Here is a 15,551-nt window from a genome sequence, read left to right on the forward strand (position 1 = left end):
GACTGGAGTGCGATCGCGCCGCTTTCGACGGAGGGGGGCGTTTTCCATCGAAAGCATTCCTGAATTCAAGGGACGGGCTTTTGGCCCGCCCCCGGGAAGGAGCCGTCGGCGGGGGCTACTTTGTCGGCGACAACTCCCCATTTCACACCCGCTCAAAGGCGAGTGGTTAGCCCTTGATCAGCCCTTGGCGACCGGCATCGCGACAAAGCGCGATGCGTCTCCGGATTTCACGCGAACCAGAACGCTGTTCTTGTTCTCGTTGCGCGCGGTGTTGATCGCATCGCGCACCTCACCCGGCGTCCCGACCAGTTTTCCGGCAACTTCGAGGATAACATCGCCTTCCTTGAAGCCACGCTCCGCCGACGGGCTGTTCGGATCGACGTCGGTCACGACCACGCCTTCCTTGCCCGCGCCGGCAACGCTGCTGGCCGGGGCGAGCGTCAGGCCGAGGTTCGGCACGGTGGTGCCGCGCTCAGCCTTGCCGCTGTTGCCCTTGTCGGTATCGGCCTTCGCCGCCTTGGCGTTCGGCAACTCGCCGAGCGTCATGTTGAGGATTTTGTCCTGGCCCTTGTGGACCACGACCAGCTTCACGGTCTGGCCGGGAGCCATGCCGCCGATGGTGCGGGCGAGTTCGCGCGCATCCTTCACCGGCTGGTCGTTGACCCGCGTGATCACGTCACCAGACTCGACACCAGCCTTCGCAGCCGGGCCATTGGCCTGCGGCTCCGCAACCAGCGCACCCTCAGGCTTCTTCAGGCCAAGGCTGTCGGCGATCTCCGGCGTCACCTGCTGGATCTGAACGCCGATCCAGCCGCGGCTGACCGAGCCCTTGTCCTGCAACTGCTTGACCACGCTCTTCACGGTGGACGCCGGGATCGCGAACGCGATGCCGACGCTGCCGCCTGACGGCGAGTAAATCGCGGTGTTGACGCCCATCACATCGCCTTCGGTGTTGAAGGTCGGGCCACCCGAATTGCCCTTGTTCACCGGCGCGTCGATCTGGATGAAGTCGTCATAAGGTCCATTGCCGATGTCACGGCCGCGGGCCGAGACGATACCGGCGGTCACGGTGCCACCGAGGCCGAACGGATTGCCGACCGCAAGTACCCAGTCGCCAATTCGCGGCTGACCGTCGGAAAGCTTGGCGAACGGAAGATTGCTCACGCCATCGACCTTGATGAGTGCGAGGTCGGTGCGCGGATCGGTGCCGATCACCTTCGCGGTATGGGTCTTGCCGTCATCGGTCGTCACTTCGACCTTGTCGGCGCCGTCGACGACGTGATTGTTGGTCACGGCGAAGCCGTCAGCCGAGATGAAGAAGCCCGAGCCCTGCCCGGTCATCATCTGGCCGCCACGGCCACGCGGACCACGACCGCCCGGGAATCCATCCGGACCACCGAAGCGCTTGAAGAAACGCTCCATCGGCGAACCGGGGGGAAACGGCGAATCTTCCGGGCTCGTTGCATCCGATGTTTTCTCGGCGACCTTGACGCGTACCGAAATCACCGACGGCTTCACGCGCTCAACAATGTCGGCGAAACCGATCGGCTGCTGAACCTGACGGACGTCCTTGTTGACCTGCGCATGCGCGGTCGTGGTCAGCAGGTCGAAATTACTCGACGGGCTGAGACCGTAGGCAGCGACACCAAGGCCCGCGACCACCGAAGCCATCAGCGCAAACTTGCGCGCGGAGAAAACGGAACGGCGAGGAGCGACGTAGGATGGGAGTTTGGAAAGATCGGTGGGGCGGTCGGTCATGAACAATCTCCAGGAGGGCGGAAACGGGATGAGAATCTCGTGGTGCGGATATGCACCCATGCCTTGGAAGATGGGGGACGCGGCCTTACCGCGCTCTGACGGGGGAATTAATGTTTTGTAATAAAATCAGGGCGCAAACGGCGCACGAAACCGGCGTGAAACAGCGTTCGGAACCGGCCTCAAAACGCCCGCTAAACGGGTGTTTTCGGCGATTCTTCTCCGGCAATGAGCTTTTCCAGCCGGGCCTCTTCCTCAGGGGTGAGTTGGAATGACGCACCCTCCTCCTCCGCCGCGGCGGCGCGGTTGCGGCGGCGATTGCCGAACCAGAGCACCAGCCCGCCCCCGGCCAGAACCAGCGGGGGAATCAGCCACAGCAACAGCGTGCGACTCTCGACACGCGGCTTGAGCAGCACGAATTCGCCGTAGCGCGCGACGAGGAAGTCCATCACCTGCTGATCGGTGTTACCAGCCGCGATACGCTCACGCACCAGCAGGCGCAGATCGCGCGCCAACGGCGCGTCAGAATCGTCGATCGATTGATTCTGGCAGACCATGCAGCGCAACTCGCGCGACAGGTTGCGCGCCCTCGCCTCCTGGGCCGGATCGGCCATGATCTCGTCGGGCTGGACGGCGAAGGCAGACGATGGGATGGACGTCGCAAGTCCGAGGACCACGACACCGATCCGCAGAAACTCGCTCCATCCTCGATGTCGTCCCCGCGAAGGCGGGGACCCATACTCCCTGCCCTCGCGTTTAACACGGGGCTGACAAAGTAATTCCACAGGCCGCCCGGTGGTTATGGGTCCCCGCCTTCGCGGGGACGACTCGTGTTGGGTGGCGCGCTTCATACCCTACTCCGCCGCCTGCAATGCGCCGGACGCCTTCTTGGCCGGCTTCGGCGCACCGACACGCAACCGCCGGTCGGTCAGCGACAGCAGGCCGCCGAACGCCATCAGCACCGGCCCGAACCAGATCAGCAGCACCAGCGGCTTGTGATAGATGCGCACCGCGACCGAGCCATCGGCATGGCTATCGCCCAGCGAGATATAGACCTGACTCACACCGCGCGTCAGCAGCGCGGCCTCCGTGGTCGACATGCCGCGCGTGGAGAAATTGCGTCTCGACGGCGACAGGATGCCGACCGTCTGGCCGTTCTGCATGACCGTGAAATGCGAAATCGCCTCGCGGTAATTCGGGCCCTGCTGCTGCGTGACGTCATCGAGCCGCACTTGATAACCGCCAACGGTCACGACGTCGTTCGGCTGCATCGAGGCAATGCTCTCGCTGTTCCATGTCGTCTCGCAGACAATTCCGATCAGCGCGATGCCAAGCCCCGCATGGGCGAAGGCCGAGCCCCAGGTCGAGCGCGGCAATCCTCGCGCACGGCTCAACGATGTCGCAAACGGAGCGCGGAACAGTTGCGTGCGCTCCACGACGTCGGTGAGCGCGCCGAGTACCACGAACGCCGCGACACCGATCATCAATGGCGCGAACGCGCCGCCGCCTTTGGTCCAGGCCCACAACACCGCCATGGTCACCAGCGCGGCGATGCCTGCCGCGGTTAGGCGCTGCGACGCGCCGACGATGTCGCCGCGCTTCCACGCCAGCAGCGGACCGAACGGCACCGCCAGCAGCAGCGGCAGGAACAGCGGCGCGAATGTCAGATTGAAGAACGGCGCACCGACCGAAATCTTGTCGCCGGTGAGAACCTCAAGCGCCAGCGGATACAGCGTGCCGACGAATACCGTGGCACAGGCCGTGGTGAGCAGCAGGTTGTTCAGCACCAAGGCGCCCTCGCGCGAAATCGGCGCGAACAAGCCGCCTTGCTTCAGCGCCGAAGCCCGCCACGCATAGAGGCTGAGGCTGCCGCCGATGAACAGGCACAGGATCATCAGAATGAACACGCCGCGCGCGGGATCGCTGGCGAAGGTATGCACCGACGTCAGCACGCCCGAGCGCACCAGGAACGTGCCGAGCAGCGACAGCGAGAATGTCAGGATCGCGAGAAGGATGGTCCAGACCTTCAGCGCGTCGCGCTTTTCCATCACCACCGCGGAATGCAGCAGCGCGGTGCCCGCGAGCCACGGCATCAGCGAAGCGTTCTCCACCGGGTCCCAGAACCACCAGCCGCCCCACCCCAGTTCGTAATAGGCCCAGTACGAGCCCATCGCGATGCCGAGCGTCAGGAATATCCACGCCATCAGCGTCCATGGCCGCACCCACCGCGCCCATGCGGCATCGATGCGGCCTTCGATCAGCGCCGCGACAGCGAAGGAAAATGAAATCGAGAAACCGACATAGCCGAGATAGAGCATCGGCGGATGGATCGCGAGGCCGATGTCCTGCAAAATCGGGTTGAGATCGCGGCCTTCGATCGGCGGATTGGCGATCCGCGCAAACGGGTTCGAGGTCGCGAGAATAAACAGATAGAACGCCGCGCCGATCCACGCCTGCGCCGCCAATACAAGGGCGCGCAGCATGCGCGGCAGGTTGTTGCCAAAGGCCGCCACCAGCGCGCCGAACAGCGCCAGGATCAGCACCCACAGCAGCATCGAGCCTTCGTGGTTCCCCCACACGCCAGTGATCTTGTAGATCATCGGCTTCAGCGAATGGGAGTTCTCATAGACGTTCGCGACCGAGAAATCCGACGTGACATGCAGCCAGGTCAACGCCGCGAACGACAGCGCGGCGAACACAAACTGCGTCAGCGCCGTGGAGCGTGCGACATTCATCAGCGCGGGATCGCGCAGGCGCGCACCGATCACTGGTACAACCAACTGGATCAGCGCCAGCACCAGCGCCAGAACCAGCGCGTAATGTCCCGCCTCGGCGATCACTTCGCTTTCCCCTGTATCCCGGGAGCTTTTTCGGGCTTCTTGTCGTAGTCGTCCTTCCAGTGGCCAGACTTCTTCAACTCATCCGCCACGGCCTTGGGCATGTAGGTCTCATCGTGCTTGGCGAGTACCGTGTCGGCCTTGAATACGCCCTGCGCGTCGAGCGCGCCCTCGGAAATGATGCCCTGTCCCTCGCGGAACAGGTCTGGAAGGATGCCCTGATAAGTCACCGGCAAGGTTGCGTTTCCGTCGGTGACGTCAAACTTCACTTTAAGCTGCTCGCCGCGCACCAGCGACCCCTCACGCACCATACCGCCGAGGCGGAAGCGCTGGCCGGGCTGGATATGCTTTTCGGCAGCCATGGTCGGTGTCGAGAAGAACAGGATGGAGTCGCGCAACGCATTGAGGACGAGCGCAGCGGCAACCGCCAGCACCGCCAGCGAACACCCGATCAATGTCAATCGCCGCTGTTTTCGCGTCATAATGGATTACCCATCCAGTCCAAGGCTCTTGAGCCCATCGTTCAACTGCTGCAATCGTCCGGCATCGTTGCCGACAGCGCCCCGCGCATCGATCAGCGCGGCCTGCGCCTTGTCGCGCTCGCCGAGGACCATATAGGCACGCACCAGGCGCAACCAGCCCTCGACATCGTTGCCGTTATCCTTTAGCCGCGTCGCGAGACGGTCCACCATGCCACGGATCATCGTGTTGCGATCACCTTCGGTCATGCCGTTGGCGGCGGCCATGTCCTCGTCGGACAGTTTGGGTGCGGCAACGCCGATGCGCATCAGCACACCCTGCACCAGCGGACGCCACGGCGCATCGGCCGGCGCCGACGCCAGCATCCCGCGCCAGATTTTCACCGCGTCGTCCTTGCGGCCATCCTGCTCGGCAGCGAGGCCGGTGAAATAACGGGCCTTCACCTCGTTCGGATCGAGTACGATGGCGCGGTCGAACTCAGTTTTGGCTTCGGCGGTCACCACCCCACCGCTCGCCGCAGCAAGGGCTTCACCGAGATCGGCGCGGCGCGATGCGCTCTCGCCGTTGTAGGTGATGGAGTTGCGCCAGGCGCGCGCCGCGTCGTCATAGCGGCCAATCCGCGCCAGCACCGGCGCCAACACGTCCCACCCCCGCCCGTCGGTCGGATTCTTCTCAAGATGATTTTCGACTTGCGCCACCAGCTTGTCCATGGACGCGGTCGCGACCGCGGTACGGCTGCGCTCCGCGAGAGGAAAGTCGCCGAGCGATGGCGAGCCGAATTGCGCGTAGAGCCCCGCCGCCACCAGCGGCAGGCCGGCAAGCGCAATCACAGCGACGGCGCGGCGAAGCGAAACGCTTGACGACGATGTTGCGCCCTCCGCGGCGTCCGATGCCGCAAGCAGACGGCGGCTGATCTCGATGCGCGCGGCTTCCGCCTCATTCGCACCGATCATCCCGGCGGCAGCATCGCGCTGAACCTCCGCGAGCTGATCCTTGTAGACCACCGCCTCGCTGCCCTCGCGCGCGGAGGTATTGCCGCGCCCGAGCGGCCACAGCACGGCAAATACCGCTGCGGCAGTCATCAGCGCGAATACGAACCAGAGCGTCATTCCAAGAAGTTCCCGGCGAAACCAGAACCGTTACAAGCGGTCATTCTGGCCGGTTTACACCATGGCTTGCAGGTGGGTGCAATTGACATTTCCGACAGAAATTCAACGGGTTTTGAGCTTCAAGCGCGGCATTTGTGGCGCGATTGAGGATGCTGCCGGGATAAAGCCACAGCGGGCTCGCCGCGATGTTGCGCCAGATCAACCGGCGCGCGGTTGCTTGGCGGGCTTTGCGGGCTCGGCCGCCTTGCGCTCGACCGGCCGCGCCATCTCGGCGGCCTTGCTCATCAGCGAGGCGTAGTCCGGTCCGAACATCACCTCGCAGAACCGGATCGCGGCCTTCATCTGCATCAGGCGGAAGGCGCGGACCTTCTGATCGTGGGTGCGCAGGGATTCCACCAGCGTCTCGGTGGCTTTCTCGACATAGTGCTGCAATTCGGTGTGGGCGCGCAGCGACACTTCGTTGATCGCAAGCTCGCCGGCGTAGTTGCGGCATATCGCGACAAAATCGATCAGCGCGGCGGTCTCCTCGACATCCACCGGATCGATCCGGTTCGCCGTGGTGACGTCCTTGTCCGGCCCCTGCCGCAGCAACCGGCGCACGCGGCCCGGCACGCTGTCGATTTCCGATTGCAGCGAATTGGAAATTTCGGAGCGGATCGCGGCGAGTTGCTTGCCCCATGCGGAGTCCGAGCGAATGTCGAGTTCGGTGCGCAGGCCGCGAACGCCATCGTGCAGCGTCTTGAGATGGCTGGAGGTGTCCTGGAACTGGCCGCGCTTGATGTCGTTGCGCAGTTCGGCGGCGACGCGCGACAGATCGTGGATCGCCATCGTCACGGTGACGCCGAACGGCGTACCGGCAACGCGGATCTCGTCGTCGGAGGCTGCCACTGTAACGCCGAGGCGGACGATCTGCCATGGCGCAGCAAGCCGCTGCATCACCAGCGAGATCGCGAACGGCAGCACCTGCGGGGTTTGCAGCGACGGAAGATTGAGCGCGGCCATGGTCGAGGTGATGTGGGATTCGGCGAACACCCGGATCTGTCCGGCCAGCTTGTTGGCGAGTTTTTCCATTGCATCGCTCGCCGCGAGAACGGCGCCGATCGATGCGATGTCCTCGACCACGCTCTGCGCGCCGAGGCGTCCGAGCGTGCGCTGGCGTTCGCCGCCGGACAGCGCGCCGGTGACACTGGCAATGGCTTCGGATGCAGCGGTCTGGGCGCCACGGACGGCAGCGTTGATGTCGGGGGTGGTGGAAGCTTTCGCCAGCGCGGCCTCGAAGGCCCGAATGGCGTCGGGCGCGCCCTCGCGGCCGAGCCATATCCAGACCGGGGCCAGCGACGACCGCCTGATCTGGCCCGGCCGGATATGGGACATGTTCTCGACCAGAAACGGCTCGAGTGGGCGGAACACCAGCCGCATCGGATCGCTGGTGCGCGGAGTCAGGTCTTCACTCGGCGCGCGCACGATCATGCGCAATTGCTCAAGCACGAAGTTCGCGACGGCAACGTCCTCGCCGCGCTCGATCGCCCGCTCGAACTCGCGCATCAGCAGCGCCTGCGCCTTCGGCGGAAGCTGCCCGAGATACTCTCTCAATCGCTCGATCGACGATTGGCTCATGCGCCCAAACGCTCACCTTCGGCGACACCCCGCAGGTGTCCACCGGGTGTCATAGCCGGGGCGTCGTTAATTTGGCGTTGAGGGAGAGTGACTTGCAGGCCTTCGCCGGACCCGGACCTAGCCCTGCCGACGCTGGCGAAAGGCTGCCACTTTGTGGCGGTTGCCGCACAGGGCCATGCTGCACCACCTGCGCCGGTGGGATTTGGTCCGGTCGTAGAACCACATGGTGCAGGTCTCATCCTCGCATTTGCGGATCAGGGTGAAGTCCCCCGTGGCGAGAAGCTCCGCGGCAGACTCCGCGACCGGGGCAAGCAATTGCTCCGGTGTTTTGGCGACCCGGCGCCGCTCAAGGCGCAGGCCCGCGTCCTCGCATATCAATTCAGAATGGCTGGGAGCTTTCGCCAGGAAGTCGTTGAGCGGCTTGGGATCGATCCTGCCGCCGCTCTTGCGTTCGCCGACCAGCGCACGGATCGCCTCGCGCAGGGACCGCGCCGATTTCAGCAATCCTCGCGCCTGAGTTGCCGTGATCTCGCCTTGCTCGTACCAGCCCGCGCGCACCAGCCATTGCACGACGTCCGCATCCGAAGCCCATGAATCGGCAGGTTTTCCGTCGATTTGCACAATCGTGTTCAGCAGATCCAGCGCCGGATGGTCGGCCGCGACAATGGGCCATGCGGCTGCGCTCTGATCCGGGACGTGGGTTGTCATTGGCCTCTCCTTTGGGAGGAAAGTAACCCTTAAAATGTCACTTGACAAGTTACAGAAACTGTTTGTAACCCTTAATACTTGCTTCAAAGGTTACAAAAGGATCAACCCATGCCCACCAGAACTCATTCCTCCGTCCCCCGCGCCGCCGTCCGAACCGTAGAAGCTGATGGCGTCAATGTGTTCTACCGCGAAGCAGGCCAGCCGGATGCGCCCGTCATCCTGCTGCTGCACGGTTTCCCCACCTCGTCCCACATGTTCAGGGATCTCATCCCGCAACTGGCCGGCAAATACCGCGTTATCGCACCCGACCTTCCCGGCTTCGGCTTCACTACCGTTCCCGCCGCGCGCAACTATAGCTACACGTTCGATTCACTCGCGAAGACGATCGCCGCTTTCGTCGATGCGCTCAGCCTGAAGCGTTACGCCATCTATGTGTTCGATTACGGTGCCCCGGTCGGTTACCGTCTTGCCCTCGCCCATCCCGAGCGTGTCTCGGCGATCGTCTCCCAGAACGGCAACGCTTATGAAGAAGGTCTGAGCGAGGCGTGGAATCCGATCCAGCTCTACTGGAAGAATCCGACAGCCGAGAACCGCGATGCGCTTCGCGGCTTTCTCACCCTCGAGGGCACACGCGGACAGTACGTGACCGGCGTCAGTGACCCCGACACCATCGCACCGGAATCCTACATGCTCGATCAGGCGCTGCTCGACAGACCGGGCAACGCGGACATTCAGCTCGATCTGTTTCTGGACTACGCTTCGAACGTCAAACTTTATCCGGCGTTTCAAGCCTACTTCCGCTCAGCCAAACCGCCGACGCTGGCGATCTGGGGCAAGAACGACCCGTTCTTCATTCCTCCCGGCGCCGAAGCCTATCGCCGCGACAATCCGGACGCCGTCGTGCAACTGCTCAACACCGGGCATTTCGCGCTGGAGACACATGCCGGCGAAGTTGCCGTAGCGATCGATCAGCTCATGAGCCGCGCAACTGCGTAGGCCCATGAATCAAAAAAAAGCCGCCCGGCCCGTCAGACGACGGACCGGGCGGCGATGACACTAATACGTTTGAAATAAATCGGCGGAGCGATCAGCCCACCGCCGTCCAGGTGCCGTCCGGGTTGCGGCAGGCCGTTCCGCGCTCGGCGGTCGGCTGACCGTTGATATAGACAGTATGGGTAAAGGCGCGGCAGCGGGTCCCGCGCTTGGTATAGGCCGGCCCCGGCACGATGTTGCCGTAGCGGCCGGTGTCCGGATTTCGCCAATCCACGGGCGCGCCAGGCGCACCCCGGTCGAGGGCATTCATCTCGGCCTCGTAGGCATACTGGCGATCCTGATCGTCCATCGATGCGCCGATCCGGTTACCGATCAGACCGCCGATGGCCGCACCGGCCATCGCGGCTCCAACCCGCTCACCCGTGCCGCCGCCGATGGCCGAGCCTATCAGCGCACCGCTCAGCGCGCCGATGACGGTCCCGGAATTTTCCTTCGGCCCGCTGTCGGCGGCACAGCCGCCGAGCGTCAGCGCGGCTGCAAGCAGAATGGCTGCTTTCGGATGATGCATGTGGTCGTCCCCAAATCGTTGCGGACATAGATCGTCCGGCGGCGCTTTGGAACGGATGAATGGGGCGAGAGAGCGGCAACCTAATTTGGGCAGGCTCGCGTTGTCAAAGAGGCAACCGAGCGGCGGCTATTCCTTAATGGAGTTCACCGGCAAATTGGCCAACCACCTTCCAAAAGGCGTCGTAGGCCATGAATAGGAATATGTAGACAATGTAAGTATTCGGCATCTTATTAAAAACGGCGTTCATCATGCCTTCGGAGCCGAAGACGTACGCTGAGGAAATAACAGTTGAAACGAGGACCACAACGCTTCGACTAAACACGAGAAAAAAGTCCGATCGATGCCCATTAGCAAATTCTGCAAACGGCAAAGGCGGGCTCACCCGGCGGCGATGTGTCATCAACCACGCCACCGCTACTATAAAAGAGATGGAGACAATTACTCCAGAATTGGAAGCAATGGTCCAAAAACCTGATAAGGCTACGCTTTGGCCATTGCCCATATCGCGCCCACCGCTGTCGCAATTAGCGGGGACGATTGTACGAGAGTGGCGACAACGCCGTCTCCCGGCGCAAAATCACGCAAACCAACAATTCCAGCGACCAACAACCCAGCGCCGATGGCATAATAGCCCACGTCTCGCAAAGCCGTTATACCGGCCCGAGAAATAAGAAATGCACCGAAGTCTCTGGCTTTGGCTGACATGGTTAGCCTCTTTGCCCCAATCCCCAAATCACAGGGAACTATTCCAAATCCGCTATGCGAAGTCTACAGTTCCAGCGCTTGCCAACATCTTAAACCAGATTCTGCCGAATTGGTTGCGGCGGACCATCGCAGGTCGGTAACCGCCGGATCGCTCAAATAAGCTATTGCTAAATCTAGCCTTTTCAAGCGCCTCTTTCAGAGGCTGCGAAAATTAGCTTGAGCCGCCAAGCCTAAAATAGGCTAAGGCCAAAGCACGATGGCCTTAAATCCCCGGCAGCACCAACTCCGCCCGCAGGCCGCCGATCGGGGCCGCGCCGAGCGTGAGGCTGCCGCCGTAGAGCGCGGCCAGATCGGTGACGATGGACAGGCCGAGGCCGGAGCCCGGCTTGGTCTCATCCAGCCGCTGGCCGCGGCGCGCCACCTGCGTCCGCTCGGCCGGTGACAATCCCGGACCGTCGTCGTCGACGATAATGCGCAGGGTCGGATCAAGCGCGCCGCCGGGCGTCAATTCAAGAAGCGCTTCGATGAAGACTTTCTGCGCTGCCCACTTGCAGGCATTATCGACGAGATTGCCGACCATCTCCTCGAGATCCTGCTTCTCGCCGCGGAACTTCACGCCGGCATTGACTTCGGCTTCGATCAGAATGTCCCGGTCGCGGTGGATCTTTTCCATCGTTCGCGCCAGCGCCTCGATCACCGGCGCAACCTCGGTCACCGTCCCGATGGTGGTGACCCGGGCAGCGATGCGCGCACGCTCCAGATGATGCGCGACCTGATCGCGCATGATGTCGGCCTGTTCCAGAACCTTTGCTGCGAGCGGATCGCCGCGATTGGCCCCCGCTTCATTGACGATCACCGACAACGGCGTCTTGATCGCATGGGCAAGATTGCCGACATGAGTGCGCGAGCGTTCGACGATAGCTCGGTTGGCATCGAGCAGCGCGTTGGTTTCGCGCGCGAGCGGTGCGATCTCCACGGGAAATTCGCCCTCCAGCCGTTCGGCCTGGCCCGAGCGAATGGCGGCTAGCGAACCGGAAATGCGCTTGAGCGGCGCGAGACCGAAACGCACCTGAAAGATCGTGGTCAGCAACAGTCCGACAGTCAGTGCCGCGAACGTCACCGCCAGATAGGTGTTGAACGCCCAGGTCTCTTCCTCGATCTCGGTGGCGTCGCCCGCCACCGTCGCAAGATATTTTCCCTCGGTGCCGAGATCGACCGGCCGCTCCACCATGCGCAAATGCTGGTTTTCCGGTCCGATGACATAGCCGAGCCGCACGCCGGACTGATCGAGTTCGATGCCCTGATCCTCGAGCTTCGGCAGCGACGCGTCCCACAGCGAGCGTGACGCGCGCACCTCCGGCTTGTCGCCATCGGTCCGCGCCATCCGCCAGTACCAGCCCGACAGCGGCAGTTCGAACAGCGGCTCGCCGAGCGACTGCACGGATCTTTCGAACTTGTCGCTCTTGTCGTTCGGATCGTCCGGCTGCGCCGCTTCGGCGATCAATGTGCGGAGATAGAAATTCAGGCGGCGATCAAACGCACGCTCGGTCGAGCGTTTGTACACCGTCGACAGCACGATCCCGGTGATGACAAGGATCAGCACCACCCAGGCCGTTGCCGACAGAAACAGGCGTGTTGCGAGGGATTTAGCGCGCATCGCGAAATGACCTAACCACTGAGAACAAGCGCTGGTCCATCATTCGCGGCATAAAATCACACAGAGTATCCAAGTCCTCCAATGCTAACGGAAAACTGCATACAAAAGAATTCCCAATACGATCCAAAACGCCATCCCGGTGAACATTAGAGTTATTTCGGGTGGCCTCCTGCCGAAGAGATTGAATAGTCGGCGTCCCGTTCCTGCAAAAAAAACTTCAAGTATCGCACTGAATAGTGCGTCGATCATACCGCGCGCCTCTGATTCAGCCGGAGCACGGTACCACTACGCATTGGTCGCGGGCGGCGCCGTCAGCAGATAGCCGAGGCCTCGCACGGTCTGGATGATGTCGACATCGAGCTTCTTGCGAATGCGCCCGACGAACACCTCGATCGTGTTGGAGTCGCGATCGAAGTCCTGATCGTACAGATGCTCGACCAGTTCTGTGCGCGACACCACGCGGCCGGAATGATGCATCAGATACGCCAGCAGCCGGTACTCATGCGAGGTCATCTTGATCGGATTGCCGTTGACGCTGACGCGGTTGGTGCGCGTATCCAGCATCACCGGCCCGCAGGTCAGCTCGGACTGGGCATGGCCCGCCGTCCGGCGCAGCAGCGCGCGAATGCGGGCGAGAACTTCTTCGAGATGAAACGGCTTGGCGACATAGTCGTCGGCGCCAGCATCGAAGCCCTGCACCTTGTCGCTCCAGCGGTCCCGCGCGGTCAGGATCAGCACCGGCATGGTGCGCTTGTTGCGCCGCCATGCCTCGAGTACCGAAATGCCGTCCATCTTGGGAAGGCCGATATCGAGCACCACCGCGTCGTAGGGCTCGCTGTCGCCGAGGAAGTGCCCCTCCTCGCCATCGAATGCGCGGTCAACGACATAGCCTGCGTCCGACAAGGCTGTCGTGAGCTGGCGGTTGAGATCGGGATCGTCTTCAACAACGAGAAGGCGCAACGTCGTCTCCAGGTGGCAAGCTTGCGATAGCCTAACATGAACGGTGCGGCGGTGAATGCTCCATGAACGGAATCCGCGCGGAGATTACTTTTTCTCCATACTCACTTTTTCTTCGCCACCGCTTTGGGGGTCTCCTGGCCGGTTGCAAGACGGAGTTTCTCCCGGGTCCGGCCGCTGACGTAAACGCCTAACACGCCGAATCGGAACCCCCAATAGCTGACCAGGAGGCCGGTGGCGCCGATCATGGCGTTGATCGCCGTCATATCGCCGGTCCAGAACTCATGGACCAGAACGCCCCAGAGCGCAGCGCATTCAAACGTGAGCTCGCCCACCAGCGCGATGTTGGTCACGGGCATGTCGGCCAATGGCGGAAGCCCGAGCGCCTGCGCCCTCACCCATTCCGCGCCCGCGCGCGTCTTGCCCGCGCCGCGCCCGCCGATCAGCAGCCATGTCAGCCACGGCTGGCCGTTCGGCGCCAATGGTGACGGTATCTGATGATCGTGCGCGAACACGTCCCACCGCGCGAACAGCAGCTCGAGCTCAGCCCGGCTCATCCCCTCGATCAGAAAATGGCGCTGCGCCTTCGACCAGCCCTTCCAGGCGTCGCGAAAGCTCGCGGCGGAATTCGTCGAGGTCTCGGGGAATGGCGTCGTCATCGGCGGCTTTCGCTTTATCTTCTCCTGCCCCGTGCTCCTGCTCGCGCAGCCGCATCACTTCCTTCAGGGTGCGCGCAAGCGAGGCCAGCACGCGGGCGCGGCTTTCGGTCTCGATCCGCTGCGCCGGATCTCGCCGCGACGGATTGCCCACGATGCACTCGATCTTCGACAGCTCCCGCTCGATGGCGTCGCTGACGCGCGCGACCATTGAGGCGACCGGCAGCTGATCCGATGGAGGGTCCCCGATGCGGTCCACCGTGGATCGCCGGCTGCTGATCGTGGTATGATCGTGTTCATCCGCGGCAAGATTTCCGGGATGTTCGTTGATGACTTCTGTGCGGGATCGTTTCTGCGTCTGCGGCTTTGCCGCGGCGGGCTTCTTCACGGTCTTTTTGGCAACGGTCTTCCTGACCGTCTTCTTCACAATCGTCTTGCGTGCAGCCTTCTTCACCGCCGGCTGCTTGACCGGAGCTGGGAAAGGCTTTTTCGGCATTGTGAAGAACTCTCACTGAAACGAAACCGCCGCGCACAAGGCGCGGCGGCTATTCGGATTTGCGGTGTCGTCATTGCCGGGCTTGACCCGGTAACCCATCATCTCGAAATATCCATTTGAGGATGGATGCGTGGGTCAAGCCCGCGCATGACGCTCAGGAGCGAGTCGGGACGATTTGCGTCAACGCAACATCACGTCCTGAAGAAGACGAACCAGATAATCGCCAGCACGAAGATCGCGGCGATGGTGCTGACAGTCAGCAGCGCCAGGACGGACGGCCCCGGCTCCGGCTCCGCCTGCCGCGCTTCGGTTGGCGTTTCGACAATGCGCCGACGGCCTTGTGCGTGTTCGACTTTCGCCATTGCGCCCTCATTCATTCGAATGCGCAAACAGTCCGCGCGACATTTGAAGGGCAACGCCTGATGACAGAGCTGGTTCCTTGGTCCCGCCGGCCGCCGCGGAGACATCTCATTAAAGATGTCTTCGCGGCACAACTCTGGAGCATGCCGAAACCCTAACCCGGCAGCGTTACGCTGTCAAGGACTATTTTCCTAGAAATATGTGATCCGAAAATCCGGCCTCAATGCACCGTGTGCCTCTGGCGCGAAATCTCGGCTTGCCGCAGGATTTCAAGCGGCAGCCACGGCTTCTGCATGAACAGGGCATTGTCGGGAACGTCCTCAAGGGCCTGCTCCGATGTCACAATGACATCGATATGCGGAAAGCGTTCCGTCGCGATCCAGGCCAGCTCGATTCCCGACATTTCGCCGTGAATATCCGCGTCGGTGAACATCAGCATCAGATCCCCGCCGGCCTTTTCAAGTACAACTGCGGCGGCTTCAGCGCTCATGCACTGAATGACGTTCATGTCGCTTTCCTCGAAAATCAGGCTGACGAGTTCCCGTTGCAGCCGATCGTCTTCCACCACGAGAACAGTGTGCTTTGGAGCGCGTCCCATCGCTGCCTCCCATTCCATGAAGAAAGGCAATGCACGGGCGTCCATGAGGTTCACG

At 62.4% G+C, this 15,551-nt stretch carries 16 protein-coding genes; 1 reads left to right on the forward strand and 15 read right to left on the reverse strand.

Features of this window, described 5'->3' with window-relative positions; genetic code table 11:
• Positions 1-177 precede the first annotated feature (177 nt).
• The 7 genes from AC1Q6J_RS09540 to AC1Q6J_RS09570 all read right to left on the reverse strand — a co-directional run bounded on the left by AC1Q6J_RS09540 (position 178) and on the right by AC1Q6J_RS09570 (position 8,506).
• Positions 178-1,758 carry a Do family serine endopeptidase gene (locus AC1Q6J_RS09540; RefSeq protein WP_492279077.1) on the reverse strand — a complete coding sequence of 527 codons (1,581 nt, stop codon included), beginning with the start codon at positions 1,756-1,758 and terminating at the stop codon, positions 178-180.
• A 191-nt stretch (positions 1,759-1,949) separates the two neighbouring features.
• Positions 1,950-2,447 carry a cytochrome c-type biogenesis protein gene (locus tag AC1Q6J_RS09545; RefSeq protein WP_492279215.1) on the reverse strand — a complete coding sequence of 166 codons (498 nt, stop codon included), beginning with the start codon at positions 2,445-2,447 and terminating at the stop codon, positions 1,950-1,952.
• 162 nt (positions 2,448-2,609) lie between these two features.
• On the reverse strand, positions 2,610-4,595 hold the full coding sequence (locus tag AC1Q6J_RS09550; protein WP_492279078.1) for a heme lyase CcmF/NrfE family subunit: 1,986 nt from the start codon (positions 4,593-4,595) through the stop codon (positions 2,610-2,612).
• Entirely contained in the window at positions 4,592-5,074 is a 483-nt protein-coding gene (ccmE, locus tag AC1Q6J_RS09555; protein ID WP_492279079.1) for a cytochrome c maturation protein CcmE, read from the reverse strand. Before ccmE ends, AC1Q6J_RS09550 begins: the two co-directional genes overlap by 4 nt.
• Positions 5,075-5,080: 6 nt before the next feature.
• Positions 5,081-6,181: a c-type cytochrome biogenesis protein CcmI gene (ccmI, locus tag AC1Q6J_RS09560; RefSeq protein WP_492279080.1), complete on the reverse strand. Its 1,101-nt coding sequence runs from the start codon at positions 6,179-6,181 to the stop codon at positions 5,081-5,083.
• A 198-nt stretch (positions 6,182-6,379) separates the two neighbouring features.
• Entirely contained in the window at positions 6,380-7,798 is a 1,419-nt protein-coding gene (locus AC1Q6J_RS09565) for a hypothetical protein (protein WP_492279081.1), read from the reverse strand.
• 117 nt (positions 7,799-7,915) lie between these two features.
• On the reverse strand, positions 7,916-8,506 hold the full coding sequence (locus AC1Q6J_RS09570; RefSeq protein WP_492279082.1) for a CGNR zinc finger domain-containing protein: 591 nt from the start codon (positions 8,504-8,506) through the stop codon (positions 7,916-7,918).
• A 108-nt stretch (positions 8,507-8,614) separates the two neighbouring features.
• Here AC1Q6J_RS09570 and AC1Q6J_RS09575 point away from each other — a divergent pair, with 108 nt between their 5' ends.
• Positions 8,615-9,502, forward strand: coding sequence for an alpha/beta fold hydrolase (locus AC1Q6J_RS09575; RefSeq protein ID WP_492279083.1), 888 nt, complete (start codon positions 8,615-8,617; stop codon positions 9,500-9,502).
• A 91-nt stretch (positions 9,503-9,593) separates the two neighbouring features.
• Here the strand turns inward: AC1Q6J_RS09575 and AC1Q6J_RS09580 are convergent, their stop codons facing one another.
• The 8 genes from AC1Q6J_RS09580 to AC1Q6J_RS09615 all read right to left on the reverse strand — a co-directional run bounded on the left by AC1Q6J_RS09580 (position 9,594) and on the right by AC1Q6J_RS09615 (position 15,496).
• The gene (locus tag AC1Q6J_RS09580; RefSeq protein ID WP_492279084.1) at positions 9,594-10,067 is read right to left on the reverse strand and encodes an RT0821/Lpp0805 family surface protein; all 474 of its coding nucleotides are present in this window, start codon (positions 10,065-10,067) and stop codon (positions 9,594-9,596) included.
• A gap of 133 nt (positions 10,068-10,200) precedes the next feature.
• On the reverse strand, positions 10,201-10,569 hold the full coding sequence (locus AC1Q6J_RS09585; RefSeq protein ID WP_492279085.1) for a hypothetical protein: 369 nt from the start codon (positions 10,567-10,569) through the stop codon (positions 10,201-10,203).
• 465 nt (positions 10,570-11,034) lie between these two features.
• Positions 11,035-12,429, reverse strand: a complete 1,395-nt coding sequence (locus AC1Q6J_RS09590; RefSeq protein WP_492279086.1) for a sensor histidine kinase — start codon at positions 12,427-12,429, stop codon at positions 11,035-11,037.
• 285 nt (positions 12,430-12,714) lie between these two features.
• The gene (locus AC1Q6J_RS09595) at positions 12,715-13,389 is read right to left on the reverse strand and encodes a response regulator transcription factor (protein WP_492279087.1); all 675 of its coding nucleotides are present in this window, start codon (positions 13,387-13,389) and stop codon (positions 12,715-12,717) included.
• A 101-nt stretch (positions 13,390-13,490) separates the two neighbouring features.
• Positions 13,491-13,943, reverse strand: coding sequence for a hypothetical protein (locus tag AC1Q6J_RS09600; RefSeq protein WP_492279088.1), 453 nt, complete (start codon positions 13,941-13,943; stop codon positions 13,491-13,493).
• Positions 13,930-14,538 (reverse strand): hypothetical protein, encoded by a 609-nt coding sequence (locus tag AC1Q6J_RS09605; RefSeq protein ID WP_492279089.1) that lies wholly within the window; start codon positions 14,536-14,538, stop codon positions 13,930-13,932. Before AC1Q6J_RS09605 ends, AC1Q6J_RS09600 begins: the two co-directional genes overlap by 14 nt.
• 191 nt (positions 14,539-14,729) lie before the next feature.
• A complete protein-coding gene (locus AC1Q6J_RS09610; RefSeq protein WP_492279090.1) occupies positions 14,730-14,900 on the reverse strand; it encodes a hypothetical protein in 171 nt (56 codons plus the stop codon).
• 218 nt (positions 14,901-15,118) lie between these two features.
• Positions 15,119-15,496, reverse strand: a complete 378-nt coding sequence (locus AC1Q6J_RS09615; protein ID WP_492279091.1) for a response regulator — start codon at positions 15,494-15,496, stop codon at positions 15,119-15,121.
• Positions 15,497-15,551: the final 55 nt, after the last annotated feature.

The organism is Afipia sp. MLSD5-FHT05B12 (genome assembly GCF_058793355.1).